Annotated in this window: 29 protein-coding genes; 17 read left to right on the plus strand and 12 right to left on the minus strand. The window is 45.8% G+C overall.

Annotation, left to right across the window (positions count from 1 at the left end):
* Both KRX19_08580 and KRX19_08585 read right to left on the minus strand, forming a co-directional pair.
* Complete coding sequence (locus tag KRX19_08580; protein ID MBV7435075.1) at window positions 1-453, minus strand: YcgN family cysteine cluster protein; 453 nt, start codon at window positions 451-453, stop codon at window positions 1-3.
* Window positions 453-1,118: a cytochrome c4 gene (locus tag KRX19_08585; GenBank protein ID MBV7435076.1), complete on the minus strand. Its 666-nt coding sequence runs from the start codon at window positions 1,116-1,118 to the stop codon at window positions 453-455. The genes KRX19_08580 and KRX19_08585 overlap by 1 nt, the downstream gene beginning before the upstream one ends.
* 82 nt (window positions 1,119-1,200) lie before the next feature.
* On the opposite strand from KRX19_08585, the gene yihA reads away from it, so the two are divergent.
* Both yihA and KRX19_08595 read left to right on the plus strand, forming a co-directional pair.
* A complete protein-coding gene (yihA, locus tag KRX19_08590) occupies window positions 1,201-1,818 on the plus strand; it encodes a ribosome biogenesis GTP-binding protein YihA/YsxC (protein MBV7435077.1) in 618 nt (205 codons plus the stop codon).
* Window positions 1,819-2,568 carry a TSUP family transporter gene (locus tag KRX19_08595; protein ID MBV7435078.1) on the plus strand — a complete coding sequence of 250 codons (750 nt, stop codon included), beginning with the start codon at window positions 1,819-1,821 and terminating at the stop codon, window positions 2,566-2,568. It abuts the gene before it with no gap.
* Between the two features lie 44 nt (window positions 2,569-2,612).
* On the opposite strand, the gene KRX19_08600 is transcribed toward KRX19_08595, so the two are convergent.
* Window positions 2,613-3,374, minus strand: a complete 762-nt coding sequence (locus KRX19_08600) for an ABC transporter permease (protein ID MBV7435079.1) — start codon at window positions 3,372-3,374, stop codon at window positions 2,613-2,615.
* Window positions 3,375-3,493: 119 nt separating this feature from the next.
* Here KRX19_08600 and KRX19_08605 point away from each other — a divergent pair, with 119 nt between their 5' ends.
* Entirely contained in the window at window positions 3,494-3,805 is a 312-nt protein-coding gene (locus tag KRX19_08605) for a chorismate mutase (GenBank protein MBV7435080.1), read from the plus strand.
* Between the two features lie 76 nt (window positions 3,806-3,881).
* On the opposite strand, the gene uvrA is transcribed toward KRX19_08605, so the two are convergent.
* Window positions 3,882-6,704, minus strand: a complete 2,823-nt coding sequence (gene uvrA / locus KRX19_08610) for an excinuclease ABC subunit UvrA (GenBank protein MBV7435081.1) — start codon at window positions 6,702-6,704, stop codon at window positions 3,882-3,884.
* A gap of 274 nt (window positions 6,705-6,978) precedes the next feature.
* On the opposite strand from uvrA, the gene KRX19_08615 reads away from it, so the two are divergent.
* Window positions 6,979-7,707: an ankyrin repeat domain-containing protein gene (locus KRX19_08615; GenBank protein MBV7435082.1), complete on the plus strand. Its 729-nt coding sequence runs from the start codon at window positions 6,979-6,981 to the stop codon at window positions 7,705-7,707.
* A gap of 134 nt (window positions 7,708-7,841) precedes the next feature.
* Here KRX19_08615 and KRX19_08620 read toward each other — a convergent pair whose 3' ends face one another.
* Together KRX19_08620 and KRX19_08625 are read right to left on the minus strand one after the other, a co-directional pair.
* Window positions 7,842-8,657 carry a hypothetical protein gene (locus KRX19_08620; GenBank protein MBV7435083.1) on the minus strand — a complete coding sequence of 272 codons (816 nt, stop codon included), beginning with the start codon at window positions 8,655-8,657 and terminating at the stop codon, window positions 7,842-7,844.
* Complete coding sequence (locus tag KRX19_08625) at window positions 8,650-9,627, minus strand: alpha/beta fold hydrolase (GenBank protein MBV7435084.1); 978 nt, start codon at window positions 9,625-9,627, stop codon at window positions 8,650-8,652. Before KRX19_08625 ends, KRX19_08620 begins: the two co-directional genes overlap by 8 nt.
* Before the next feature lie 132 nt (window positions 9,628-9,759).
* On the opposite strand from KRX19_08625, the gene KRX19_08630 reads away from it, so the two are divergent.
* The 10 genes from KRX19_08630 to KRX19_08675 all read left to right on the plus strand — a co-directional run bounded on the left by KRX19_08630 (window position 9,760) and on the right by KRX19_08675 (window position 15,772).
* Window positions 9,760-10,836, plus strand: a complete 1,077-nt coding sequence (locus tag KRX19_08630) for a 3-deoxy-7-phosphoheptulonate synthase (GenBank protein ID MBV7435085.1) — start codon at window positions 9,760-9,762, stop codon at window positions 10,834-10,836.
* Window positions 10,833-11,414, plus strand: a complete 582-nt coding sequence (gene rsmD, locus KRX19_08635; protein MBV7435086.1) for a 16S rRNA (guanine(966)-N(2))-methyltransferase RsmD — start codon at window positions 10,833-10,835, stop codon at window positions 11,412-11,414. Before KRX19_08630 ends, rsmD begins: the two co-directional genes overlap by 4 nt.
* Window positions 11,407-11,895 (plus strand): pantetheine-phosphate adenylyltransferase, encoded by a 489-nt coding sequence (gene coaD, locus KRX19_08640; protein ID MBV7435087.1) that lies wholly within the window; start codon window positions 11,407-11,409, stop codon window positions 11,893-11,895. The genes rsmD and coaD overlap by 8 nt, the downstream gene beginning before the upstream one ends.
* Window positions 11,896-11,961: 66 nt before the next feature.
* The gene (locus KRX19_08645) at window positions 11,962-12,195 is read left to right on the plus strand and encodes a hypothetical protein (GenBank protein ID MBV7435088.1); all 234 of its coding nucleotides are present in this window, start codon (window positions 11,962-11,964) and stop codon (window positions 12,193-12,195) included.
* 224 nt (window positions 12,196-12,419) lie between these two features.
* Window positions 12,420-12,674 (plus strand): 30S ribosomal protein S16, encoded by a 255-nt coding sequence (rpsP, locus tag KRX19_08650; protein ID MBV7435089.1) that lies wholly within the window; start codon window positions 12,420-12,422, stop codon window positions 12,672-12,674.
* A 10-nt stretch (window positions 12,675-12,684) separates the two neighbouring features.
* Window positions 12,685-13,215, plus strand: a complete 531-nt coding sequence (rimM, locus tag KRX19_08655) for a ribosome maturation factor RimM (protein MBV7435090.1) — start codon at window positions 12,685-12,687, stop codon at window positions 13,213-13,215.
* Between the two features lie 2 nt (window positions 13,216-13,217).
* Window positions 13,218-13,970 (plus strand): tRNA (guanosine(37)-N1)-methyltransferase TrmD, encoded by a 753-nt coding sequence (trmD, locus tag KRX19_08660; GenBank protein MBV7435091.1) that lies wholly within the window; start codon window positions 13,218-13,220, stop codon window positions 13,968-13,970.
* Entirely contained in the window at window positions 13,970-14,335 is a 366-nt protein-coding gene (rplS, locus tag KRX19_08665; GenBank protein ID MBV7435092.1) for a 50S ribosomal protein L19, read from the plus strand. The genes trmD and rplS overlap by 1 nt, the downstream gene beginning before the upstream one ends.
* A 3-nt stretch (window positions 14,336-14,338) precedes the next feature.
* Entirely contained in the window at window positions 14,339-15,211 is an 873-nt protein-coding gene (locus tag KRX19_08670; GenBank protein MBV7435093.1) for a 3'(2'),5'-bisphosphate nucleotidase CysQ, read from the plus strand.
* 15 nt (window positions 15,212-15,226) lie between these two features.
* The gene (locus KRX19_08675; GenBank protein ID MBV7435094.1) at window positions 15,227-15,772 is read left to right on the plus strand and encodes an acyl-CoA thioesterase; all 546 of its coding nucleotides are present in this window, start codon (window positions 15,227-15,229) and stop codon (window positions 15,770-15,772) included.
* Window positions 15,773-16,622: 850 nt separating this feature from the next.
* Here the strand turns inward: KRX19_08675 and KRX19_08680 are convergent.
* The 4 genes from KRX19_08680 to KRX19_08695 are packed head-to-tail and all read right to left on the minus strand — an operon-like array spanning window position 16,623 to window position 20,107.
* On the minus strand, window positions 16,623-17,411 hold the full coding sequence (locus KRX19_08680; protein ID MBV7435095.1) for an ATP-binding cassette domain-containing protein: 789 nt from the start codon (window positions 17,409-17,411) through the stop codon (window positions 16,623-16,625).
* Window positions 17,408-18,436 (minus strand): iron ABC transporter permease, encoded by a 1,029-nt coding sequence (locus tag KRX19_08685; protein ID MBV7435096.1) that lies wholly within the window; start codon window positions 18,434-18,436, stop codon window positions 17,408-17,410. Before KRX19_08685 ends, KRX19_08680 begins: the two co-directional genes overlap by 4 nt.
* Before the next feature lie 34 nt (window positions 18,437-18,470).
* A complete protein-coding gene (locus tag KRX19_08690) occupies window positions 18,471-19,241 on the minus strand; it encodes a DUF2470 domain-containing protein (protein MBV7435097.1) in 771 nt (256 codons plus the stop codon).
* A gap of 11 nt (window positions 19,242-19,252) precedes the next feature.
* Window positions 19,253-20,107, minus strand: a complete 855-nt coding sequence (locus tag KRX19_08695) for an ABC transporter substrate-binding protein (GenBank protein ID MBV7435098.1) — start codon at window positions 20,105-20,107, stop codon at window positions 19,253-19,255.
* A gap of 163 nt (window positions 20,108-20,270) precedes the next feature.
* On the opposite strand from KRX19_08695, the gene exbB reads away from it, so the two are divergent.
* The 3 genes from exbB to tolA are packed head-to-tail and all read left to right on the plus strand — an operon-like array spanning window position 20,271 to window position 22,303.
* A complete protein-coding gene (gene exbB / locus KRX19_08700; GenBank protein MBV7435099.1) occupies window positions 20,271-20,777 on the plus strand; it encodes a TonB-system energizer ExbB in 507 nt (168 codons plus the stop codon).
* Window positions 20,778-20,789: 12 nt separating this feature from the next.
* Window positions 20,790-21,176 carry a TonB system transport protein ExbD gene (exbD, locus tag KRX19_08705; GenBank protein MBV7435100.1) on the plus strand — a complete coding sequence of 129 codons (387 nt, stop codon included), beginning with the start codon at window positions 20,790-20,792 and terminating at the stop codon, window positions 21,174-21,176.
* Window positions 21,176-22,303, plus strand: a complete 1,128-nt coding sequence (gene tolA, locus KRX19_08710) for a cell envelope integrity protein TolA (GenBank protein MBV7435101.1) — start codon at window positions 21,176-21,178, stop codon at window positions 22,301-22,303. The genes exbD and tolA overlap by 1 nt, the downstream gene beginning before the upstream one ends.
* A gap of 130 nt (window positions 22,304-22,433) precedes the next feature.
* Here tolA and KRX19_08715 read toward each other — a convergent pair whose 3' ends face one another.
* Both KRX19_08715 and KRX19_08720 read right to left on the minus strand, forming a co-directional pair.
* On the minus strand, window positions 22,434-24,479 hold the full coding sequence (locus KRX19_08715; protein ID MBV7435102.1) for an EAL domain-containing protein: 2,046 nt from the start codon (window positions 24,477-24,479) through the stop codon (window positions 22,434-22,436).
* Between the two features lie 30 nt (window positions 24,480-24,509).
* Window positions 24,510-25,829, minus strand: coding sequence for a hypothetical protein (locus tag KRX19_08720; GenBank protein MBV7435103.1), 1,320 nt, complete (start codon window positions 25,827-25,829; stop codon window positions 24,510-24,512).
* Window positions 25,830-25,975: the final 146 nt, after the last annotated feature.

Consider the following 25,975-nt stretch of genomic DNA (forward strand, 5'->3'; position numbering starts at 1 on the left):
CTATCTCCCTAAAATATCTTCAAGCCGCAGCATCAAGTAGTCATCGATTTCATGACCATCAGCTTCGCTGAGTGCAAAATGACAGACGCTACGACCACGGCGATGGACCATCTGCCGGTCACCACATTCCAAGTAGTGCCACTCTCGTAAAGGCTTGCCCTCATGGCGCAAACGGTAGGCACAACTCGGCGGCAGCCAACCAAAATCGTCACGCGACAAATCGCGCAGATTAATACAATCTGGCACTTTCTTCTGGCGGCAATGATAATCGCTACATGACGCGGCTTCAATATCAAGGAGCTTACACGCGACACGGGAAAAGTAAACTTCTCCCGTATCAATATCTTCCATTTTATTCAGACAACACAGTCCGCAACCATCGCAAAGCGCTTCCCATTGTACATCTGTAAGCGCATCAAGGGGTTTATCCCACCAACGGTTGTGGGACAAAATCAGTTCAATCCCTGAATATAATAAGAAACGGCTTCAATTTGTTTTGGCGTCATATTGCCAGCAACGCCGCGCATCATCTGGTTTGGATCATTGGCGCGCATTTTCAGTGCCGCTTTATTTGCATCACTGGCCAGGCCTTCTTCATGTGCGGCGCTGTGGAATGCCAACAGTTGTTTGCGGGTATATTGAGCATGCTGAGCAGAAACGCGTGGGAATGCTGCTGGAGCGATACCGGCACCGGTTGGGCCATGGCAAGCAGCACAAGCAGGAATACCGGCTTCCATATCACCACCACGATAAATTGCTTGACCTAACGCCAGCATCTCATCAGGCTCATCGCCAACGCCGTTAGTCGCAGCTGGCGCTGGTTCTTGAGCGGAAAAATACGCAGCAAGATTTACCATATCTTCTTCAGTTAAGCCCGCAACCTGGCCCATCATGACCGGATCTTGGCGTTCGCCACTTTTAAAATCTTGTAACTGCTTCAAAATATATTGCGCACTCTGGCCGGCCAAATTTGGCCATTCAGGGTTAATACTGATGCCTTTCTGACCGTGGCAAGCCGCGCAAACAACGGCTTTTTCAGCGCCAGCCTCTATATTTCCTGCGGCCATTGCTGTGCCCACAGCGGACATTATTAGCATCGTCACTATGCCTTTTTTCATGATGTGCTCCATGACTGGATTTTTATGGTTTATCATATCTGCGTTTACACACAGATAATTTATCTAAATAGTTTACTATAATATGACCACATCTTACCAGCAATCCATGTTTGCTTTTTCAGCGAACCACCCAAAACAATTACCAGCAGATAGCGAAGTAGAAGTCGCTTTTGCGGGTCGATCCAATGCCGGAAAGTCCAGCGCACTCAACACGCTGACTAATCAAAAAGCGCTTGCCCGCGTTTCCAAAACGCCCGGGCGAACGCAATTAATCAACTTTTTTTCCCTACCTAGAGAAAATATGTATTTGGTTGATTTGCCCGGCTATGGCTTCGCCAATGTACCGAGTGAAATTCGTGCGCACTGGGAAAAACTTCTCGGCGACTACCTCATCACCCGTGAGCAGCTCAAAGGCGTAGTGATCATGATGGATATCCGCCATCCACTGAAAGACCTGGATATACGGATGCTTGAATGCTGCGCACAGCGCGGCTTACCGGCGCATATTCTGCTCACCAAAGCAGACAAACTAAAGCGTGGTGCACAACAAAAGCAGCTACATGCTGTTGAGCGTGAGTTAGATGGTTTCCCATCTCCCGTAACCATTCAAACGTTCTCGAGCTTGAAAAAGCAAGGCGTCGACAAGCTGGTCCACCGCCTCGACCAATGGACTGGATTAAATGTACCAATGGGTGACTAAATGATTGAGTTGCTGATAATTTTACTTGCAGTCGGCGTGTTTGCTGGATTTGTTGATACGCTTGCAGGTGGCGGCGGTATGATCACACTGCCCGCACTGCTGATGAGTGGGCTGACGCCAGAAGCAGCGCTCGCAACCAACAAGCTACAAGGCAGCTTCGGCACTGTATCAGCCAGCTGGTATTTTATCCGCCGCGGTGAACTGCATTGGGCAAATATTCGCTTCGGCGTGCTCAGTACCGCAATCGGCGCAGCTTGCGGCACATTGGCCGTTCAATTCTTGCCTAATGTATGGCTACAAACCATCATTCCCGCCCTACTCATTGGCGTGGCATTTATTTTCTTATTCATGCCAAACGTTGGAGAAATTGACCGCGAAGCACGCCTTTCTTTTCCCCTGTTCGCAACTGCTGCTGCGTTTCCCATTGCTTTTTACGATGGTTTTCTCGGCCCAGGTACAGGGAGCTTTTTTCTACTCGCATTGATTGCTTTGCGTGGCAAATCCCTGCGCAATGCGACCATTGAGGCAAAAGCCTACAATGCCACGACCAACGTTATCTCACTGCTTGTATTTATGTTTGGCGGTCACATCGTTTGGGCATACGGCTTGAGTATGGCCGCAGGACAATTGATTGGCGCTCGATTGGCGTCACGCATGATCATGACCAAGGGCAACCGCCTGATCCGTCCGATGGTTATTATCGTTTCACTGATCATGAGTTGTGTACTTGCTTACCGCTATTGGTTTTAAATCAAACAGCCACTTCAGCAGCGATACTCAGCTTGCGAAAGTAATCACTTCCGCAAGCGCCCTGGGGTATTCATCAACGTTAATGCCCAATACGTCAAACCAGTGCAGAGCAAAATTAAAAAACCAAACGTCTGCCATAAAGGCACATCACTGATGCCGAGAAATCCGTAGCGGAAGCCTGTGACCATATAAAGAATTGGGTTGAGCTGCGACACGCCTTGCCAAAATGAAGGCAGTACGCTGATTGAATAGAACACCCCACCTAGGTATGTCAATGGCGTCAGCACAAACGTCGGTACAATCGCCGCATCATCAAAGCCTCGTGCATAAATTGCATTAACGAATCCGCCGACTGAAAATGCAACAGCGGTCAGCAGCAATACCGCCAGCGTCACCAACGGATGCTCAATGTGAATATCGGTAAAAAACATCGCCACAATAGTCACAAACCCACCAACAATGCAGCCACGCAGCACACCAGCAAAAACATAGCCTGACAAAATCATCGCATTCGACATCGGCGAAATCAGCATCTCTTCGACTGAATTATTAAAGCGCGCACTGTAAAACGACCCGACCACATTGCCGTAAGTATTGTTGATCACCGTCATCATGATTAAGCCTGGTGCAATAAAAGTCGCATACGGATAGCCTTCAAAATCACCAATGCGCTTACCTATCAATTCACCAAAGATCAAAAAATACAGCGTTGACGTCACCACTGCTGGCAATAATGTTTGCGTCCAGATCCGTAAAAAACGGCGAATTTCTTTGCGTACTAACGTCGCAAAAGCATGTAATTGCATAATATTCCTTTTCTATAATCCGTCTCGTTCAAAATTTGTTTTACCCAAATTGCACATGAGACAAGCGATCTGTGACATCGCCTCGCTACTGGGTTAAGATGGCGCTTTTTGGAATGACCATGAGCGAGCATTTTACGCCATCTCCTGAACTGTTGGCACTGCGCGAAAAAATTGACGCCCACGATCAACAACTCGCACGCATGATGTGCGAACGCCTGCTACTCATCATGCAAGCTGCACCACTCAAGCCGCGCTTTGAGGACGTTCGCCTCGAAGACCGCATCGAAGACATCATTGCCAAAGTAATCCCCATTGCCGATGAGTACGGTCTCGACCGCGACTACCTCGAAGCTGTTTACCGCAAAATGATGGATGAATCCATTGACCGTGAAGGCAAGCGCTGGCAACAGCTAAACGAAAGTGAACAATAAGCCTTCCCTGAATAATGCACTCGGAGAAGGCTCACCAATGTCGCATCTCATATACACGATGCTGTGCAACCACACCTCACTTCTGCGCAAGCATCGGCTTGAGGTAATAACCTGTGTAACTGCCTTCGGTTTCTGCGACCTGCTCCGGCGTACCGGTGGCGATAATTTTACCACCGCCGCTGCCGCCTTCCGGACCTAAGTCAACAATCCAATCCGCGGTTTTGATCACATCGAGATTGTGCTCAATGACGACTACGGTATTACCTTGATCGCGTAGACGATGCAATACCGCGAGCAACTGCTTGACGTCGTGAAAGTGTAAGCCTGTCGTTGGTTCGTCGAGGATATACAGCGTACGACCGGTATCGCGCTTGGATAACTCGCGTGCAAGTTTGACCCGCTGCGCCTCACCGCCAGACAGCGTTACTGCATTTTGCCCGAGCTGGATATAGCTCAAGCCAACATCGAGCAAGGTTTGCAGCTTGCGCTGCACGGCGGGAATGTTTTCAAAAAATTCGTGCGCCTCTTCGATACTCATCGACAGCACTTCGTGGATATTTTTGCCTTTATAGGTAATATCCAAAGTTTCGCGGTTGTAGCGCTTGCCTTGGCATACATCGCAGGCAACAAACACATCCGGCAAAAAGTGCATCTCAACCTTGATTACCCCATCGCCTTGGCATGCTTCACAGCGCCCGCCTTTGACGTTAAACGAAAAACGCCCCGGCTTGTAGCCGCGTGCGCGTGCTTCCTGCGTACCGGCAAACAACTCGCGTACACCGGTAAAAATACCGGTATAGGTTGCCGGATTCGAACGCGGTGTGCGCCCAATCGGGCTTTGGTCGATATTGACTACTTTGTCAAAATGGTCCATACCCTCAACGCTTTTATACGGCGCAGGATTATTGCTCGCGCGATTGAGTTCGGTCGCGGCGATCTTGTAAAACGTTTCGTTAATCAGGGTCGATTTACCCGAACCGGATACACCGGTAATGCAGGTTAACAGCCCTACCGGTAAGGTAAGGTCAACATTCTGCAAATTGTGCCCGCTTGCGCCGAACAGGCGCACCACGCGGTCATCTGCGGGCGTACGCTCAGGTATGTCAATCTTTTCACGTCCAGACAGGTATTTTCCGGTCAGTGAATCCTTGCTCTTTTCAATCTGCTTGGGCGTACCTTGGGCAATGATTTCACCGCCATGCGTACCGGCACCGGGACCAATATCGACGACATAATCCGCAGCGCGGATTGCATCTTCATCGTGCTCGACAACAATAATCGTATTACCCAAATCACGCAGGCGAATCAGCGATTGCAACAGGCGGTCATTATCGCGTTGATGCAGACCAATTGATGGCTCATCAAGCACATACATCACCCCGACCAAACCCGCGCCGATCTGAGACGCCAAGCGAATGCGTTGTGCTTCACCGCCGGACAAGGTTTCTGCACTGCGCGCAAGGGTCAAATAATTCAGGCCGACATTGACCAAAAAGCCCAGTCGTTCGCGAATCTCCTTAAGGATCTTCTCGGCAATTTCGCCTTTGCTGCCGTCAAGTGACAAAGAAGACGCCCACTCCTCGGCCTGCCCAATTGACCAGCTGTTGATTTCCGGCAAGGTTTTATCTGCGACGAACACATGGCGTGCGGCACGGTTCAAACGCCCACCTTCACAGCTCGGGCAAATACGGTTATTCAAAAAGCCGCTGATTTCGTCGCGTACACGGTCACGATCCGTTTCGTGATAACGGCGGGTCATAGTCGTGATCACGCCCTCATAAGTCGTCTCGCGCCATTTCTTTTTGCCAAAGCGACCAATGCTCGGCAATTTGATTTTTTCTTTACCTGAGCCGTAGAGAATCACGTCCTGAATTTTTTTCGGCAATTCTTCAAATGGCGTTTCTTCGAGGTCAAAATCATAATGCGCGGCAAGCGCTTCCATCTGCGGGTAAAAATACGGTGTTTTGCGATCCCAGCCACGCACCGCACCGCTGGCAATCGGCAAATACGGATGCACGACCACACGCTTGGGATCAATAAACACATTGACACCCAAGCCATCACAATCAGGGCAAGCACCATGTGGATTGTTAAATGAGAACAGGCGCGGCGCGAGTTCGTTCAGCGAGTAACCACACTGCGGGCATGCATATTTAGCGGAAAACGTTTCATCTTCACGGCTACCGTCCATCGACACAATTTGCACCACGCCATCGGCCAAATCCAGCGCAGTTTCCAGCGATTCAGCGAGGCGTTGCTCAATGCCTTCACGTACCACGAAACGATCGACGACGATGCCAACATCATGCTTACGCTTGGGATCAATAGTCGGCAGGCTGTCCATGTCGTACACTTCGCCGTCAATACGCACGCGCACAAAGCCCTGTTGCTGCATATCGGCAAGCAGCTTGACGTGTTCGCCCTTACGCCCCATCACCAACGGCGCGATCAGCATCATCTTGCTGCCTTCCGGCAAGGCCATGATTTTATCGACCATTTGGCTAATGGTTTGTGCATTCAGCTCAATATCGTGCTCTGGGCAGTGTGGCGTACCGACACGGGCAAATAGCAGGCGCAGATAGTCGTGGATTTCCGTAATTGTGCCCACAGTCGAGCGTGGATTATGGCTAGTTGATTTCTGCTCAATAGAAATTGCCGGAGACAATCCTTCAATGTGATCAACATCCGGCTTATCCATCATCGAAAGAAATTGCCGCGCATATGCTGATAGCGATTCAACGTAACGGCGCTGACCTTCTGCATAAATCGTATCAAACGCCAACGACGATTTGCCCGACCCTGATAGCCCTGTGACGACAATCAGCTTGTCGCGCGGCAAATCAATGTCGATGTTCTTCAGGTTGTGCGTGCGTGCACCGCGAATGGCAATGGTATCCATAAAATTCCGTGGCGAAACAAAACCCAATATTCTAACTCAAACCCTTATTTGATGCAGTGGTTGCCACTCAAATCTTCACTTGCATGAACGGTATACACCTGAAATATGAACTAATAACCCACTACATCAACGACGCCTTATCATAAATTAAGAAAGTTAATTATTAATTTAATTTTGTTACAAAAAACGGTAATAGCAATTTCATCGTATGATCCATTGAGGCCATTATAATGGCGGCTTTCAAGGTTCATAACTAACTAGAGAGGAAGACACCATGCGCATCAGCATTTCCATGCTCGCTCCCATCATAGCAGCGGGATTTTTCTTGCAAAATACCCCCGCTGCCGAATCAACAGACGATTTCCGCTTCAGCTTGGAAGAAATGCAAGATATTGCGAACCCGCACAAACTATCATGGCGTATTTTTTACGATGAGCCATCCAAAGGGCCTGATGCAGCATGGTTTGATGCAGTCAAGCGTGGCAATCTTGAGGCGGTCCAAGATATGGTCGAAAACGGACAAAACATTGAAGCAACCGATGATGAAAGCCTTGGGCAAACTGCGCTGGGCTGGGCTGCTTTTATCGGCTATGAAGATATGGTTGACTACCTCATCGCCCAAGGTGCAGATTTGCACGCCAAAGACCGCGGTGATGTGTTCAATGCGCTTAAATCAGCAGTCTTAGGCAAGAATACCGATATCGTCAAAAAGCTCTACGCACTGCTTGAAGACGAAACCGATATCAACAACCAAACCCTCGACAGCCAAGGCGAAACCATGCTGATGATTGCCGCGAGCAATAACCGCCTCGAAACTGCTGAATACTTGCTCTCACTCGGTGCTGATCCAAACCTCGTAACGACAATCAGACGAAAAAACAATCCGGCCTACGACCAAAGTGCCTTGTCTTACGCTTGTGATCGCGGCTACCCGGATATGCAAAAGCTACTCATCGAGCACGGTGCAATCAATCACCGTACCGGCACGGCAAGCTGCGAATAAGCTCCCACAGTAGACCCAACACAAAAATGCCGCTAGACAATAGCGGCATTTTTGCTAAGCAACTTTTAAATAATGCCAAGGGAAATTGGCAAAAGGGAAATTGGCAAATCGAACTGAGAAATCACTTCGCCAGTTTATTCCACCTCTTTTGGCCAACCGCTTGTATCCACTTTTGGATAGCGCAAATCCATGGATTTTAATGTGTGGATGAGCAGCTGAATAATAACCAAATTACGTGACGACTTGGAATCTGCAGGAATCACATACCACGGTGCGTGATCCGTGCTGGTTGCATTGAGAACACGCTCATATTGCTTCTGATAGTCATCCCACAGCGCACGATCATCGAGGTCACCGAGGTTAAACTTCCAATTTTTGTCTTCGCGGTCGAGGCGCTCTTGCAAGCGTTCGCGTTGTTCTTCTTTGGAAATATGCAAGAAGCACTTGATGATCGTCGTGCCCGTTTCACTCAATAAGCGCTCGAAGTCGTTGATTTGCTTTAAACGGCGCTCTTCTTCCTCTGAGCTGATCCAACCGCGAACTTTTGTAATCAAGACGTCTTCATAATGGCTACGGTTAAAAATCACCAGCTCGCCTTTACGCGGTACTTGCTGGTGAATACGCCATAAATAATCGCGCGCTAACTCGTTTTCAGATGGTGCTTTAAATGCCGCCACACGAATACCAAGCGGATCGCAATTTTGGAAAACATGACGAATAGTGCCGTCTTTACCTGCTGTGTCAGTACCTTGCAGCACCAGCAGCACTTTACGCTCACCTTCAGCGTGTAATATTTCCTGTAGCTCATCCAGCGTCGGGCCAAGTACGGCCAAAGCCTCATTACGCCCCTCTTTACTGTCTGGCAAAAAGTCTTTACTGCTTGGGTCTCTCGCTTGCAGGTCAAGCTTCCCCGAGTTTACGCGATAGTGTTTTGGGTCGAAATCACTCATCCATGTTCCTTTGTATTTTATTAAAAAAGGTCAGTACCGTTTCTGGTACCCAATCAATATGCCCTAAACCACGACCACTGACAAAGCCAATATGACCACCATGATCAGGCTGACACAAAGCCACAGCATCACTAACTTGCGCTTGGTCAGGTAGTGCCGAAGCGGCTAAAAACGGATCATTTTTAGCATTAAGAATCAGCGTTGGCACAGTAATTTGCGGCAATACCGATAATGCCGAACAGCGCGCATAATAGTCAGCGACATCATTAAAGCCATACAATGGAACCGTCACAGCCGCATCAAACTCTGGCAGGGTTTTGCAGTGCAGCTCACGATCTAGCCCTAACTCAGGGAAACGCGTTGCTACCGCCCGTGCTTTTTGACACATCGGACGCATAAAATAAGGATTGTACAATGCTGAAGCAATCAAGCTGCTATTGATCGACTCAGCACTGACCGCCAGATCAAGCGGAGCCGACAGCACAGCAGCAGCGCATGGCAGTACCGCATTTTTCTGCTCACCAAGATAACGCGCAAGCATATTGCCACCGAGCGAGACACCAACGGCATAAATCGTATGATATTGCTTAGCCAACTCAGCCAGCACAAATGCCACTTCATGACTGTCTCCAGCGTGATAGGTCAACGGAGCAGTATTTTCTACCCCACCACAGCCGCGATAATGCGCAACAACGCCATGCCAACCGCGCTTTTGTACCGCCTCCATCAATGCGCGCGCATAATGGCTACTGCTCGACCCTTCAAGGCCGGTAAAGAGCACAACTAGCGGTGCATGCGTATCACCAGCATCTATAAAATCGTAAGCAACTTGCGTCTGCCCACTGCTGTCAAGATGTAATTCTCGGCGGTAGTCGGGTAATGGCGGCTGGCGCAACTTGGCATAAACCGTTTCACTGTGCGCACCAAGTAACCACCATAGTGGCTTAAAAGTATTTCGTGGTTCATTCATTTGAATATTATAGCGACCAATAACGCTCGCCCCTATGCGACTTGGCAAATGAATTTCACTTTTTTCATAACACCAACATTGCAAATTCACATAATTATCCTAGACTAGATGCTTTTGATCGCAAGCACACCCATGTCTTTACCCATTCAAAGCGAATTACACAATCTCAACATTGAGTCGCAAACACGTCTGCTCAGCCCAAGAGCATTAGCCAGACGCTACCCGGTAACCGCTACCGCAAAAATGACCATCTTGCACGCACGCCAGACCATACGCAACATCCTAGACCGCAAAGATCCACGTAAAATTGTGGTTGTCGGCCCATGCTCCATTCACGACACCAAAGCAGCGCTCGACTATGCGCGTCGGCTTCAAGTACTTGCCCATGACATTGCCGATGAGTTTTTTGTCGTCATGCGAGTCTATTTTGAAAAGCCGCGCACTACCGTAGGCTGGAAAGGGCTCATCAACGACCCTGACCTCGACGATACATTTGATATCGAAAAAGGACTACACATTGCCCGCGAATTAATGATCCACATCAGTGAGATGGGGCTTCCGATTGGCACAGAAGCACTCGACCCAATCTCACCACAATACATTGGCGATTTAGTTAGCTGGACGGCAATCGGTGCGCGCACCGCGGAGTCCCAAACCCACCGTGAAATGTCCAGCGGCTTATCAACGCCTGTTGGCTTCAAAAACAGTACTGATGGCTCACTGGAAGTCGCCATTAATGCCATTGAGTCAGCTTCACGTGAACACAGCTTCCTTGGCATTGATTCAGACGGCTATACCGCTATCACTCGTAGCCGAGGTAACCCTTATGGCCATATCGTCCTGCGTGGCGGCAACAGCGGACCAAACTACGACAGCGTCAATATCGCCATTTGTGAAGAGATCCTGCGCAGTAAAAACATGCCAGCCAATTTGATTGTCGACTGTTCACACGCCAATTCCAGCAAAGATCCACAGCGTCAACCGTTGGTATTCCAGAACTGTATCCATCAAATCACTGAAGGGAACCAGTCAATTGTCGGCATGATGCTCGAGAGCAATATCAACAGTGGTAATCAGAAGCTTGAAAAAGACCTCAGTACCCTCAAATACGGCGTCTCAATCACTGACGGCTGTATCGACTTCACTACTACCGACACGTTACTGCGTGAAGCACGAGAACAAATTAAGCGCTACCGGAGCAAATCATGAGCAAGCAACGCAATCCGCAACATCTCACTGGTGTACGTATTATCGCGGGCAAACACCGCGGCAGAAAAATAGATGTGCTTGACCGCCCTGGTCTACGCCCCACCCCAGACCGAGTTCGTGAAACTGTTTTTAACTGGCTGCAATTTGAACTACCAGACGCTCATGTATTAGATGCTTTTGCCGGTAGTGGTGCCATGGGCTTAGAGTGCCTGTCACGAGGTGCGGCCAGTGTCCACTTTATCGAACAAGACAGTGAAACCGCTGAACACATCAGCGAAACCCTGCAACAATGGGGCGAGCGCCATGCTCGTGTGCAGATAGCAGACGCACTACGCCAAAGCCAGCCTCATAGCGCCTATGATGTTATTTTTATTGACCCACCGTTTGCCGAGAACCTGCACCAGCAAGCTATTGACCACTTTTGCCAACCCACATGGCTCAAACCACATGGATTGCTTTATATAGAAACTCCCCACAAACTCGATACACTCAAACTACCGGAAGGCTACCAGTGGCAAAAGAACCGCCAAGCTGGTCGGCTGCATTTTGGGCTAATCGGTCGTAGCATTGATGAATGAGCGTAGCGCAATATACCCAGGCACTTTTGACCCGATAACCGTTGGTCACCAAGATATTATCACTCGTGCCAGTCGGCTGTGCGACAGGCTTTATGTCTGCATTGCAGTGGGACACCATAAAAAAACTCGCTTCAATCTAGAAACGCGCAGTGAAATGGTCACAGCCGTCATCAAAACACTTGATTTGGCTTGCCCCGTTGAAGTTGTACCATTCTCGGGGCTACTCATCCAAACATGCCAAAAGTACCATGCACATACGATCATTCGCGGTTTACGCAACAACGCAGACTACGAATATGAACGCCAACTTGCGCTCATGAACCGCCATCTAGCCCCCTCCATCGAAACCGTTTTCCTCAATACCAGTGAGCATCTCTCCTATATCTCATCGACCATGATTCGTGAGATTGCCCAACTTGGTGGTGAGCTTGATGGCTTAGTACACCCAATTGTTAAGCAAAAATTAATTGCCAGACATTGATTATCCTTAAAAGATTTGTGTATGATGACCGAGAACTTACATCATGTTCACTTAAGGAGTTATCTTATGAAGAAATCACTGAAAATTGCTGCTGTTTCAGCAATGGCACTCGTTTTTGCTGGTTGCGCAAGCGACAACCAAAAAGTTGCAAACTCTGACATGGCTGACCTGAAAGCCTCTGTTGAAGAAGCACGTGCTGCTGCTGTTCAAGCAAATCAAAATGCTCAGGCTGCCTATGAGTTGGCTTCTCAGAATGCTGAGAAAATCAACCGTGCATGGCGCAAGTCTCAGCTCAAGTAATTGCTTCGGCAAACACTTGAACGAAACGGACACTTCGGTGTCCGTTTTTTATATATACACAACCTAAGTTAAATAGCCACCACGCACACCAGCAGATGCTTTGCCCGTTCATCAGAAACACCCACCATCCATAAACGATAAAAAACTGCTACTGCCCTTCCCTTTTCGCCATAAATCCGTACAATAGCCCTCTTTTTTAAGCAAATTCATTTTTCGAGGATATTATGCTAGCTATTCGTCTTGCCCGTGGCGGCTCTAAAAAACGCCCTTTTTATCATGTTGTTGCAACTGACAGCCGCAATGCGCGTGATGGTCGTTTCATCGAACGTTTGGGCTTCTTCAACCCACTGGCTCGTGGTCAAGAAGAAGAACTTCGCTTAGATATCGACCGCATCGATTACTGGGTTAGCCAAGGCGGCCAAGTCAGCGATCGCGTCAAGAGCTTGATCAAGCAGCACAAAAAAGCTCAACAAGCCTAAGTTTATCTATATGCCTGAGCAAACCGCCCTTATCTACCTCGGGCGGATTAATGGCGTACACGGTGTTCGCGGCTGGGTCAAAATCCATTCGGACTGTCGGCCGCGAGAAACCATCTTCAGTTATTCCACTTTTATTGCCAAGCGTGGCAGCCGTAGTTCGAGCGAACTTAAGCTGACTGACGGCCGTACACAGGGCAAAGGCCTTGTGGCAAAATTTGAAGGCATTGATGATAGGGACAGCGCTTATGCACTCAATGGGCTATCTCTTTATGTCCCGCGCAGCGCACTGCCTGAACCAGATGAAGATGAATTTTACTGGGCTGACCTTATAGGCCTTACCGTCATCAATCAAACTGGCGAAACACTCGGAGAAGTTAAAGAACTTTTCGAAACAGGCGCAAATGATGTGATGATTGTACGTAGCCCAAACAATAAAGAAATATTGATCCCTTTTGCTGTACCTGAATACGTACTCGAAGTTGACTTTGAGCGTAATGTCATGACCGTTGATTGGTCACTTGATTGGCTTGAAAATGAATAGTCATGCGCTTTGATGTAGCTTCAATCTTTCCCGACTTAATCAGCCATTGGTTCACCAAAGGTGTCGTCGGGCGCAGTATCGACCAGGGTAAGTTGACACTGCATAACTGGAATCCTCGTGATTACAGCACTGATAAGCATCAGCGTGTCGATGACAGACCTTTTGGTGGCGGACCAGGAATGGTGATGCAGTACGCACCACTCGCTGCAACTGCAAGCGCCATTGAGGCCGCAGATCCACATCCTGTATTCAATATACTACTCAGTCCACAAGGCGAACACTTCAACCAAAGCCTCGCTTCTACGCTTGCAGCAGAGAAGCCACGCATCGCGCTTTGGTGCGGACGCTACGAAGGAATGGATCAACGATTTATCGATCAACACATTGATTTAGAAATATCTCTTGGTGATTATGTCCTCTCGGGAGGAGAGATTGGTGCAGCAATCATCATTGATGCTGTCGCACGATTTATCCCTGGAGTATTAGGCGATATTAATTCAGCCTATGAAGACTCATTTCAAAATCATTTATTTGACCACCCACACTATACACGCCCTGAAATTGCTGGTAGAATCCCCGCCCCTGAAATTCTGCTCAGTGGCGACCATGCGCGCATAGCAAAATGGCGCCTGAAACAAGCGCTGGGTAGAACCTTTTTACAACGCCCCGACATGATCGACCGGCTTAATCTCAATAAAGAGCAGGAAGCGTTGTTAGCTGAATTTTTGCAAGAATATCAAATCGGAGAGCCGTGATGAGCAACATTATTGATACATTAGAACAAGAGCAGTTCAAGAAAGACCTGCCCGAATTCAACCCTGGCGACACCATCGTTGTACAGGTAAAAGTCCGTGAAGGAAACCGTGAACGTTTACAGGCTTTTGAAGGCGTTTGCATCGCTAAGCGCAACCGTGGCATTGGTTCATCGTTCACTGTGCGTAAAATCTCACACGGTGAAGGTGTAGAGCGTGTATTCCAAACGCACAGCCCACTGGTTGACTCAATCCAAGTCAAGCGCCGTGGTGACGTTCGTCGCGCCAAACTTTACTACCTGCGCGGTTTGGAAGGCAAGGCTGCACGTATCAAAGAAAAGCTGGTTAGCAAGAAAAAATCGGCTTAATCCATGCTGGACGATCGCGATCAGTTATTGATTGCGCAATTAACCGCGCTGTGTCGTAAGACGAGCGCGGTTATTTTGTCTTATTACGGTGATCAGGAGCGCTTGGACATCCAAACCAAAGCGAATGACACACCGCTCACACAAGCAGATCTTGCTGCTCATGACTTACTGATCACTAATTTACCGTCTATCATTGATCTACCGGTTATTAGTGAGGAGTCCGATGGCCAATCTCAACTACGCCGTCACTCTGATTACTGGCTGATTGATCCTATCGATGGCACACGTGAGTTTATCGAGCAAACTGATGGTTTCTGTATTGCCATCGCTAGAATCGTTAACCACCGCCCTGTTCTTGGCTATATTTTTTCACCAACCAGTAATGAGTTTTGGTTTGCGTTAAATGGAAAAGGTGCATACAAAGGCATCTATCCAAAGACCTCAGCCGACAAGCACCCAATAGCGCAAGCTTATACCTTTGAAAAACTACGATGCCGGCCTATCCATACCCCGATTACCATCATCACAGCACGCCGTACATTACGCAAAAGAATGGAAGCATATCTTGAGCGTTCTTTTGGAGAATACCAGCATAAGACTGCAGGGAGTGCACTCAAATTTTGTCACATCGTTGAGGGATATGCAGACATTTATCCCAAAACCTCTGCAGCAACCAGTGAATGGGATATTGCCGCTGGCGATATTTTATTGCACGAAGCAGGAGGTGGACTACGCCTTGCTGATGGTAGTATTCCACGTTATGGCTATAACGACACTACACTTAATCCCCCTTTTCTTGCCTATGGTGCTGAGCTCTCCGAAGATACAATTAAACACTATTGCGCCCTTCTGCGCGATGCCATCACTCAAACCTAACCCGGTAGAATAATAATGCACGACTTTAAACGCCCAAGTGACAGCGAAATACAACTCGGTTTATTGATGCAACCAGAGCACGCCAATCATGGTGGCAATATTTTTGGAGGCTACTTACTCTCCCTGATGGATCAGGCTGCTTTTGCCTGTGCGAGTAAGCACGCACAATGCTACTGTGTGACAGCTTCAGTTAATACAGTTAACTTTCGCACTCCAATCAATGTCGGAGACTTCCTTACCCTAAAAGCGCGTGTTAACTACACAGGAAGTACCTCAATGGTCATTGGTATGCGTGTTGAAGCTGAAAACCTGATTGAAGGCAGCGTTCGCCACAGTAACTCTAGTTACTTCACCATGGTCGCAAAGGATGAAGATGGCAACCCAACCAAAATCCCGGGGCTAATTCTCGAGCAAAAAGATGACATACGCCGCTTTGTGCGTGCCTATGAGCGGCGTGAAGATCAAAAGCGCCGCATGAATCGCTTCAATGATAAGAAGTTTGTACTGGACGATGAAACGATAGAATGGTGCCGTAAGCAGAATGTTAAGCTAAAAATTTAACAAAAATATAAGCCGACAAGATAGCGCATACTTAACTACACCCTCACATTTATCTACAGATACATTCCAAAAACAAACTATCCATTGTGTTTGTACCCTAATAAATAGCACCGTCTTATCTATAAAAAGATAGACAAGCGTTAAGAATGGATATGCCCGAGAATAAACCAATGCGCTATCGTCGGCTATCCTAAAATACTCTCAGGGAGTAAAAGTCAGTCCTTGAGAATCTGTCTCGGCCAGCACTATGGATAATCATTTAGCACCCTACTGGCCAAGTTCATACATAGCGTCTTAATTCAAAGTCTATAGTAATGGTTTCGACGAGTATCTAAAGTCAGCCTCCATAAGCAATAGTATTTTTTCTAATTGTTTCCAGAGTGTTCCACGCACTAAAAGTACTTCCCAAACAAATGCTGACTAAATTAGTTGCTGTTTTAGGTATCTGCCGACTTTGCCTTCAAAGATAGTGTATCCAAGCTTTATCAGCTTACTACTGAAAATTTAGTTCTCATTCAAGCCCACTGACCCGGTAAAATTGATAGAATTTACCACGCCACTTCCCAAGCAAATTATTTATAACCATCCACCAGCTATTCTATGTGCAAAAAGCAGCACATTATTTTTTAGCTCAAGCTAATCAACGTAACGATCTCACAACAGTGAAATGTGTAGAGATAGAAGAAGTGCAGCAAATTTCCAGGCTATCACTATGCGGCACAATCTGTTTTTACCACACTCAAATAGATGAACACAGTCACAATTTTGATCTGTGATATTCGATCAAAAGTCATCTATTTTAGTGTGATCCGTATAAAAAATTTAAAAACTCAAAATTGCTGACCCACAGCTAAGGCATCATCACATAACGTTGATAATGCGTTGACCAGTGTGCATTAAGTTCAATGCCATAAGCCTCATCAAGTGCTAGCTCAGAGGCCAATTGCTCAGGGATAAAATGCCCCACCATTGCGCCATCTTTTAGCAAGACAAGCGTATCTGCGTTATTGAGTGCCAAAGCAATATCATGTAAGACGCATACAATCGTCAACCCACGAGACTTCAATTGCTGCAATAAAGCCATCAAGCTGTACTGATGGCGCACATCCAAATGGTTAGTTGGCTCATCGAGAAATAAAACCTTGTCCTGTAGCGACATATCCGGTTCAGCCAAAATTTGTGTAAGTATGCGGGCAATATGCGTCCGGTGTTGCTCTCCACCAGAAAGTTGCTGATAGTTTTTCTTAGCCAGGTGGGTTATGTCCAACCACGACATTGCTTGATCAATGACTACATCATCAAAGCAATTAGCCGCATCTTGTCGATAGACGTCACGACCAAAGGCAACAATGTCACGCACACTCATTGCAAAAGGTAAAGCAGCTGTCTGCGGCAATACAGCTCGTCGCCTGGCCAACTCAATTTTTGAATACGTAGATAGAGATTTATCAGCAATACTAACTTGACCATTCATGTCGGGGAGGTCCCCACACAAGCACTTCAATAACGTCGACTTTCCCGCACCATTTGGCCCTAGAAAGACATGAAACTGCCCTGCATTCATCTGCAATCGACCAACAGCAATCAACTGCTTATTCGACCTTGGAGTATGGTAGCTCAACCCATTAACAGAAATCATACATTGCCCCGTGCGACATTACGCCATACCAGCCACCCCAAAAATGGTGCGCCAATAATGGCAGTTACAATGCCTATTGGCAACTCCGCAGGTGTAATCACGATTCGGGCAAACAAATCGGCTAACATCAATAATAATGCCCCACACAATGCACTGGCCGGTAACAGCCAGCGATGGTTCGCACCTACAATACTGCGCATCATATGTGGTACAACCAATCCAACAAAAGCAATACTTCCGGAAAATGCTACGCATACCCCTGAGAGTAACGCAACCAGCAAAATTAACCGTCTTTTGCTCTTACCCATTTCAAAACCAAGATGACCAGCAACATGCTCACCAAGCATCATGGCATTTAAAGCCCTCGCCTCTCCATACAATAGTGGTAATGTAAAAAGTAATACAACAAATAAAATCGATAGTTTAATCCAATCAAATGAAGCCAATGATCCCATACTCCAGAACGTCAAAGACCGAATTTGTTGATCATCAGCCATATAGGTTAATAACCCTGTCATCGCACCGGCAAAAGCGGCCAATGCAATTCCCATCAAAAGCATAATTGCAATATGTAATTGACCATTTTGCTTAGATAAGCGATAGAGCAGCATCGTGCTACACCAGCCGCCAACAAATGCACTGATTGGCAAAGCATAACTGGCATCAAATGGTAGTGTGGCCAGTACGCCCACAGGTAATAAAACAATCGTCAGTGACACGAATAAAGCTGCACCACTCATGATGCCAACGATACCCGGATCAACCAAAGGATTGCGGAATAACCCTTGCATTGCAGCACCAGTTAAAGCCAAAGAAGCACCAACCAACATTGCTGCGAGGGTTCTGGGCAAACGGATATACAACAAAATATGCTGTAAACTACGTGCTTGTACTGTCTCGTCAGACCACAATACAGATACAGGGATATCAACCGCACCGTAAAAGACGCTTAGTAGAAAGCACAGCACCAAAGCCAATGATAGTGCAAAGAGTACAATTACTGGCATACTACGAAGATTATTCATTCACAGCACCGTTAACAATAACATTGTTGCCAGGTCAACTTTTCGCCATTGCCACCAAGGCTTTTCGTACAGCCATAGCATCCTGTGGCTCATCTTCAAAAGGAATAAAGTGCAGTGACTTTCCATGACGCAAAACAAAGCCATATTGATGCAAGTCAGTCATAACAACATCATCACTATCTTGGACTTCAATACCCGCTGCTCTTAAATAACGGCGCATAGCATCAACATGATCATCATTCATATGTGTCAACATGCGCATTTTATCCGCTTCAGTAAATGGGCAAGACGTAAAAGGCGCATAGCCAGCAACCCAGCGAATATCACCAAATCCCATGATGACACGATATTTTTGAACCTCTAAGCGAAAGAAATGAAAATCGTGCATACTGTCAAAGTGCCGTGCATTTGGATAATGAGCGAAATATTTCTCCCCAACTGCAGCTATTTCATCTTCCGGTACAGCCAGTAAATCTCCAATCATACAAATACGCCATTGGGTTTGAACGTCCCCGCCGACTACTGGTTCACGCAAAAAAATGGATGCTTTAGGATTGGCAATGGCATTGCCAGTATGCTCAGCAATATTTGCAATCAGTATGACTGGCCTAAATTGATCATCTAGCATAAAAGGGACAACCGAGCTTACCGGATAACCTGCGAGAGGATGATCATTACGACAAATCGTCGCCAAGCTACCTGAAAAGCTCGCACAAACTTTCGCACGGACATCAGCCATAGCCTGTTTTGTCGTATAGTTATTGGCACGTAATGCCTCGCGGTCTTTATTATGGGATTGGCTCATTTAGTAATACCTCACTTTTCTTTTTTAATACAAGGTGTAATTTTTTCCGCAATTTCTTGCGCCGTAGCAGCTGTATCAGGGCCAAAGCCAAGTGTTTTCATAATATTGACCTGAAAGACACAACCATCTTGCATGGCTGGATGGCTATCAAGTACTTCGTAGCGCCCTTCAGCCAACGGCTTGATGATACTTGAATCATCACTTTCATTACGCAATGCAACCAATACAGCATCTGCATTATTCAAAGCCAAAATTTCATTAGACATTGGCTTCATACCTTCAAAGTCAAGAGATAAATCTCCCCCTAAGATATTTGCTATATGCTCACCCGCACTGTTTTTTCCCAAGCCAAAGATCCCACTTCCCGTATCGAGCAATACAACCAACTCAGGCAAACGAGGATACGCAGCTTTACTGACATCAAGTGCTTTTTCTTCATCAAGTTGCTGAGCAACGAGTTCTTGTGCCTGCGTCATTCGATCAAGTACTTCACCTAGCCGGATAATGTCATCATTGATCCCATCCAAAGTCTGCTCATCTTTTATATAAAACAAAGGTAATCCAGAGTTTTCCAATTGTTTCACTACTGCTGGAGGGCCCGCATCAGGAGCAAGAATTACGAGATCAGGTGCCATCGACAAAATACCTTCTGCAGAGAGATGACGGCGATAACCTATTTTAGGTTTATTTTGCATTACTTCGAAAGGCAATAAACTGGTTGTATCGACTGCAACCAGATTTTCAGCTAAGCCCAAGCGCACCACTACTTCTGAAGCATTACCGCTGGTAGAAACGATACGTTGAGGACTTTCGGCAGATGCGGCTAAACTCAGAGTAAGCATCAAACACAACACAGATTTTTTCATCGGAACTCCTAATTATTCTGCCTGATTTAACAACGAACAATAACAAAAAATATTTTTACAACAGCAACGTAGCAAATAAATAGACACCACGAAACACTATGAATTTAAGTTAATCTCGCGATAATAAACTATAAGATAAAGAATAACAATATTTATAACGATAATGGTTTACATTGAATACACATATATTTATAGTACAAACCTCAGCCTTGTGGAGTACATCGTGAGTTATCTAGAATTAATAAAAACCAATCTTGATTTGGTTATTTTTGCTGTTCTGGGCTTAATGAGCATCATTATGTTATGGAAAACAATAGAGCGTTACTGGTTTCTCAGCCAGATTAACCTCGATAACTATAAAGACATTCATCTTCTGGATAATGATCTAGAAAAGGGGCTTAACCCGATTTACACCATTGGCGCGAATGCACCCTACGTAGGCCTACTTGGTACAGTTATCGGTATTCTGATTACCTTTTATGATATGGGTCAAGCTGGTGGTGACATTGATGCAGGTGAAATTATGATTGGACTTGCACTGGCTTTAAAAGCAACGGCATTAGGTATATTAGTCGCCATTCCTTCTGTAATTTTTTACAACATGTTATCACATAAAGTCTCTGTTAGACGCAACCAATGGCTGTCAAAGCAAGCACAGAAAACACCGTAAGATGATAATTACATGAAAAAATTCGACCAGATCAACGTCATTCCCTTCATTGATATCATGCTGGTACTGCTTGCAATTGTCTTGATGACAGCAAGCTTCATCTCGCAGGGTAAAATTAAAGTTAGTGTTCCTGAAGCTGAAACAGCTACAGCTGTCACTGCAGATGATATAAGTGGCCACTATATTACTGTAACAAGTGAAGGCATTTATTATCTCAACGATTTAGCTACTGATATCGAATCACTAAGTACCGATATGGCAACATGGTCACAAACTTCGCCTGTAACACTCAAAATAGACGCTAATGCCGTATTTAATGAGTTCATACAAATTAGCGACTTACTTAGAAAATATCAGCTCAATAATGTACAAGTCATCACCTTGCCTAAAGCAGAATGATGCGTAATTTTGTATCCTTTCTTCTCTCGCTAATCATCAATCTAATAATCATTGGTGGGATTTATTTACTTTCAAATCAACCAATGCCTGATAAAACCGACCTCGGCGAAGCCATGTTAACTTGGGAGTGGATTACTGAACCTGAGCCAGTTATTGAACCTTCCCCTATTGCAGAGAAGCCTGAGCCAGAATCTGAACCGGTTGTAGAACCGGAACATAAACCTGAGTCTGAATTTCCACCCAAAGAAGTTATTAAGCAACCGAAGTGTGCACCGGAATTATCAGCATCTGAGGCAGAGAAAAAAGCATTTAACCCTGATCCTGACTGCCCTCCGGATATTATCGCTGAATACGAACAAAAACGCTTAGAGCAGAAGCTCGAGAGCGAGCGGCTGCAGAAGCTTGAACGTGAGAGACAGCAGAAGCTTGAGCGTGAGCGACAGCAGAAGCTTGAGCGTGAGCGACAGCAGAAGCTTGAGCGTGAGCGACAGCAGAAGCGTGAGCGACAGCAGAAGCTTGAGCGTGAGCGACAGCAGAAGCTTGAGCGTGAGCGACAGCAGAAGCTTGAGCGTGAGCGACAGCAGAAGCTTGAGCGTGAGCGACAGCAGAAGCTTGAGCGTGAGAGACAGCAAAAGCTTGAGCGTGAAAGCCAAGCTCAACAACAATCAACGTCAAACGTAAATCCTTTTGGTAATCTTGACTATGCCACATCAGGCAGCGCTGTTAATTCATCTGGCACTCTGGGTCAAAGTGGCCAAGGCCAAAGCGGCAAGGCAGGTGGCACACCTCAAGGAACAGGAACTCGCAATGGAGGCGGCAGTGGTCAATCTAAAGGAACATCTGCTAACACTATCGCATCTTATACAAATGGGCTACGTGCTGCCATTGAACGCAACCAACGATACCCAAGACGTGTTCAACGCATGGGTATTACTGGACAAGCTGTAGTAAGCTTTACGGTACAGCCTAATGGATCTTTAACTAATGTTCGCCTCAGCCGTTCCTCTGGGAATAGCTCGCTAGATCAAGAAGCAGTAGATACAGTAAAACGTACCGGGCAATATAAACCAACGCCAACAGGCAATGCGATGCCCCTGTCAATTCCAATCAATTTCACGCTAAGATAGGTAAACCAAGCAAACCCAATATTACTTAATCACTCGCACTTCATTGACTCCTGAAGATCTATGCGAAACACAACTTCTGATATCTAAAGCCTTTGGTTTGTGCTGTCTAGCTAAGCTCATGCTGAGCTGTTTAAAACAATGGCTCACTAAAGTCATATTCAAAGCTATCCACCGCACTAACCATACCTTCACCCTGGAGTAATTGTAAATCATAAGGCCACACGCGGGAAAGCTGTGCTGGTGATTCCATATAATCGACAATAATCGTTTGCCCATATTCTTCAGCATGATTTTTAACGGCAGCCATGAAGCGCTCTTCTTCTTCATCTTCAAAGGTATCAATTTCGCGCATATCAAGCTTAAGCACATCAGGCCCAATTTTTTCCAATAGCTCTTTCACATCATCATCAAAGCGACCAATTTCGGTTATTGCCACATGGCTGCCATATTTACGCATATTGTTAGTAAAGTTTAGGGCTCCACTAAATGTGTTCAACGCTGTGTCGAGAGTGATTTCAAAAGTAGCTTGTTCTGGGGCAATGCCCGTCTGTTTGAATTGGCTAATCAGCCAGTCAACGAAAGTTTGGTCTTGAACTGATGAAGAAGTCAACCCGATATAACCATTAATAGCGCGTTGATTTCCATCAAAACAAAGAACATCTTGAATAAATGCATTTACTTTAAGTTCATCAAGTACTTTACTCATATTTTGCCGCTCAGCTACAGCAACCAAACTATCTAATTCAAAATCATCCCCCTGATCGGCATCTAACTCCACATCTAACTCAACACCAAAGCGTGGCACACCATCTGCTTCAAGATGACTAATAGGTAAATATTTAACTTTCAGCCTTTGATCATCAATAATTTTTTGCAACTGCAATATCTTTCGTTCATCATTACGCGACAGTTTATTGGTATTTCCTGTCGTCAAATGGTCTTGACTCTGGCTCATTGATAGAGCCTTAACCGCCCTAAAACTGCTAGACAATAGCTGGCTATCCGTCATTTCAGGAGAAACCGTATCAACTAATGTATAGACTTCCGGATGCACCATTCGATCAATACCTTCTGGAATTTCTCCTTGTAATTGAGTAATCAACTTTTCCATACGCTCAATCGCTACATGGCGTTCTCCTTGAGCCAATAGGATTAGGCAGTCGTCATTAAAACGTGTTGCAATAGTTGACGGTGGCATAAAACGTGTGACGCTTTTAGCAACACTATGCATTAATAGCTCAGCAGCATCATAGCCATCTTGCCCCCAAATCTCTCTATAATTTTCTAGCCACAAAAAAATCCAAATACCGAGTGACTCAGCAGATTTATTATCTTTACGCTGATTCGCCAATAATTGTTGTATGGCACTAAAGCCCATCAAACCTGTTGTTCTATCAGTACTAACAGCTACCCCACCAGCTTGGTTTACTTCCCTCCAATTGAGTTGAACAGCTTCTTCTCCATAAAAATTAACCTGACTCGCAGTACACTGTAACGTTTTTTTTGTACCACTTTGGGTTTGGATCTCAAAAGAATCACTGGCACTCAAATTATGTCCCGATGCCGTCTTTAATAATATCTTTAAGGCTTTCTCTGACTTTGGTGTCACTAAGCTTAGCAACGTCAAATCATCAAGTTCCGACTTATCTTTAATCGCAAAGCAATCTAAAAACGCTTTATTTGCATCTATAAACAACCCATCTTGAATATAGCAAAGAGGATCAGGTGAATATTGGTATAAAGCATTGTTTAATTGTGACAAAGCATCACATTGACATTTCAATTCATCAATTTTTTTTAGACGTTTATTGTCTTCAATAACTTGTACTGTGTGTTTAACAGCACTTAATATATCTACTGGTTTTATACAGTAGTCCGCACCCGCTTTGATAAAATCGTTACAATTTTTTTCAGTCACAGCCAATATTGGAATATTGGCTGATACATTAGCATTTTGTTTTTTTAGTTTTAATACATTCTCAGCTTCATTACCCACCATGATGAGAATATCAGGAATGTCTTTTTTTAGTAGGTCTTTAACCTGCCAAACTTGATCACAAGTTTGCTCTTCCACTACATATTCACTTTTCAGATTCCGAAAGAAAATATGGTTCCATTCCATATTCTGGCTAACAAGAATAATTTTGCAGTGTTCCAAAGTTCCGTATGAATTCATGTCGTACCTAAGCGTTATTATTCACTAAAATTATTGTTGAAATTGATCTCGCATAAACCATAGCAAGATCAGCGAAGGCACAGCCATAACAGCTGTTAAGACAAAGAAAATTGTCCAACTTCCGCCCAACCAATGATCAAGCACAAAACCGCTGGATGAAGCGAGTAACATACGAGAAAAACTTGCGGTAGAGGCTAATAGCGCATACTGCGTGCCGGTAAACTTCCGATCTGAACATACTGTCGATATAAAGCCAACGAATGCAACGGTCGAAAACGCAGTTGTAATGTTATCTGCCACAACGGCAAAGGCCAAAAACCATGTTTGCGGGCCGATAATAGCAAGTACAGAATAAAGCAGATTAGTCGATGCCATGGCAATGCCACCATACATAAGCGCCTTCCAGCTTTTCATCTGCCCAGCAATAATACCACTGACCAATGCAAGTATCATTAAAGACACCCAACCAAAGATTTTTGCGTAACGGCTAATTTCTTGATCACTAAAGCCAATATCTTTATAAAACAGAATGGCTGAGCGACCCAAGAATGCTTCACCAAGTTTAAACAAAAATACAAATGCAAGCAGTATCAAGGCAAATTTAGCGCCACGAGATTGAAAAAGAGATCTAAATGGCGCAATAACCACCTGTTCAAACCACCCACCAGCACTCTGAACAGATTCATCAGTCACCTCAACACCAAGTACTTTTCGGTGGATTGGTCGATAAATAAGCCAAGTCAAGATAATGGCAAGTACAAAAAACACGCTGAGATACAAATATACCTGCTGCCAAGCAGCATTGGCATCTATCGCATGGTCTTTTAAATAGCCAACAATTTCTAGCCCTAGAGCACCACCCAGGCTAAAGCCCGTCCACCATCCAGCTGTTGCAAAGCCCGCTCCCATCGATAGCAGCTCACTATGCCCCGGTGGTGTAATTTCAATACGCAACGCATCTATCGCTACATCTTGTAACGCAGATGCAAATGTAAGTACCAATGTCGCGCCGACCAAAAGCCACAGGCTCGATGCAACGTCAACGCGACTCGCAGCCAAGCAAGCAACGAGCATCAAGCTTTGCATTGCGATAATCCAGAAACGGCGACGATCAAGCCCCAACCCACGATAGCGATCTAGCAGTGGCGCCAATAACCAGTTAAATGCGTATAAGATGGCGATTGCACCAAAAGCCGTTATTGCACTGCGTGAATAACCAGTATCTTTGAGCCATACAGTAACTAATGAGAAAACAAAGATTTGAGGGTAGCCACTCATGACACCCAATAGAAAAACCTTTGCCATCAATGGCCACTTTTTAACAGCAGGAGAAGGGGCTGAATGCTGCATGCAAAAGTCCTAATTAAAAGAGGGAGGTATTATCATACTTTAATAATCATCTGCCAAGAGGTTATTATTTGCTTTCCAACTTAGCTTGCTCACCTAAAGGACAGATGAGGCTAAAACATTAGTATATAATTGACGCACATTTTTTA

The sequence above is a fragment of the Cardiobacteriaceae bacterium TAE3-ERU3 genome, from assembly GCA_019218315.1.
In the GTDB taxonomy this organism is placed as follows: Bacteria; Pseudomonadota; Gammaproteobacteria; order Cardiobacteriales; family Cardiobacteriaceae; genus JAHUUI01.

Bases quoted from the DNA above. Each gene is read 5' to 3' on its own strand.
- KRX19_08585 (MBV7435076.1), bottom strand. From the start codon at position 1,118: ATGAAAAAAGGCATAGTGACGATGCTAATAATGTCCGCTGTGGGCACA.
- coaD (MBV7435087.1), top strand. From the start codon at position 11,407: ATGAATGAGCGTAGCGCAATATACCCAGGCACTTTTGACCCGATAACC.
- KRX19_08620 (MBV7435083.1), bottom strand. From the start codon at position 8,657: ATGAGTGATTTCGACCCAAAACACTATCGCGTAAACTCGGGGAAGCTT.
- uvrA (MBV7435081.1), bottom strand. From the start codon at position 6,704: ATGGATACCATTGCCATTCGCGGTGCACGCACGCACAACCTGAAGAAC.
- KRX19_08595 (MBV7435078.1), top strand. From the start codon at position 1,819: ATGATTGAGTTGCTGATAATTTTACTTGCAGTCGGCGTGTTTGCTGGA.
- KRX19_08680 (MBV7435095.1), bottom strand. From the start codon at position 17,411: ATGATTTCTGTTAATGGGTTGAGCTACCATACTCCAAGGTCGAATAAG.
- rsmD (MBV7435086.1), top strand. From the start codon at position 10,833: ATGAGCAAGCAACGCAATCCGCAACATCTCACTGGTGTACGTATTATC.
- KRX19_08690 (MBV7435097.1), bottom strand. From the start codon at position 19,241: ATGAGCCAATCCCATAATAAAGACCGCGAGGCATTACGTGCCAATAAC.
- KRX19_08625 (MBV7435084.1), bottom strand. From the start codon at position 9,627: ATGAATGAACCACGAAATACTTTTAAGCCACTATGGTGGTTACTTGGT.
- KRX19_08600 (MBV7435079.1), bottom strand. From the start codon at position 3,374: ATGCAATTACATGCTTTTGCGACGTTAGTACGCAAAGAAATTCGCCGT.
- KRX19_08685 (MBV7435096.1), bottom strand. From the start codon at position 18,436: ATGAATAATCTTCGTAGTATGCCAGTAATTGTACTCTTTGCACTATCA.
- KRX19_08630 (MBV7435085.1), top strand. From the start codon at position 9,760: ATGTCTTTACCCATTCAAAGCGAATTACACAATCTCAACATTGAGTCG.
- yihA (MBV7435077.1), top strand. From the start codon at position 1,201: ATGACCACATCTTACCAGCAATCCATGTTTGCTTTTTCAGCGAACCAC.
- KRX19_08605 (MBV7435080.1), top strand. From the start codon at position 3,494: ATGAGCGAGCATTTTACGCCATCTCCTGAACTGTTGGCACTGCGCGAA.
- tolA (MBV7435101.1), top strand. From the start codon at position 21,176: ATGCGTAATTTTGTATCCTTTCTTCTCTCGCTAATCATCAATCTAATA.
- rpsP (MBV7435089.1), top strand. From the start codon at position 12,420: ATGCTAGCTATTCGTCTTGCCCGTGGCGGCTCTAAAAAACGCCCTTTT.
- KRX19_08645 (MBV7435088.1), top strand. From the start codon at position 11,962: ATGAAGAAATCACTGAAAATTGCTGCTGTTTCAGCAATGGCACTCGTT.
- KRX19_08670 (MBV7435093.1), top strand. From the start codon at position 14,339: ATGCTGGACGATCGCGATCAGTTATTGATTGCGCAATTAACCGCGCTG.
- rplS (MBV7435092.1), top strand. From the start codon at position 13,970: ATGAGCAACATTATTGATACATTAGAACAAGAGCAGTTCAAGAAAGAC.
- trmD (MBV7435091.1), top strand. From the start codon at position 13,218: ATGCGCTTTGATGTAGCTTCAATCTTTCCCGACTTAATCAGCCATTGG.
- KRX19_08715 (MBV7435102.1), bottom strand. From the start codon at position 24,479: ATGAATTCATACGGAACTTTGGAACACTGCAAAATTATTCTTGTTAGC.
- exbB (MBV7435099.1), top strand. From the start codon at position 20,271: ATGGTTTACATTGAATACACATATATTTATAGTACAAACCTCAGCCTT.
- exbD (MBV7435100.1), top strand. From the start codon at position 20,790: ATGAAAAAATTCGACCAGATCAACGTCATTCCCTTCATTGATATCATG.
- KRX19_08720 (MBV7435103.1), bottom strand. From the start codon at position 25,829: ATGCAGCATTCAGCCCCTTCTCCTGCTGTTAAAAAGTGGCCATTGATG.
- KRX19_08695 (MBV7435098.1), bottom strand. From the start codon at position 20,107: ATGAAAAAATCTGTGTTGTGTTTGATGCTTACTCTGAGTTTAGCCGCA.
- KRX19_08675 (MBV7435094.1), top strand. From the start codon at position 15,227: ATGCACGACTTTAAACGCCCAAGTGACAGCGAAATACAACTCGGTTTA.
- rimM (MBV7435090.1), top strand. From the start codon at position 12,685: ATGCCTGAGCAAACCGCCCTTATCTACCTCGGGCGGATTAATGGCGTA.
- KRX19_08615 (MBV7435082.1), top strand. From the start codon at position 6,979: ATGCGCATCAGCATTTCCATGCTCGCTCCCATCATAGCAGCGGGATTT.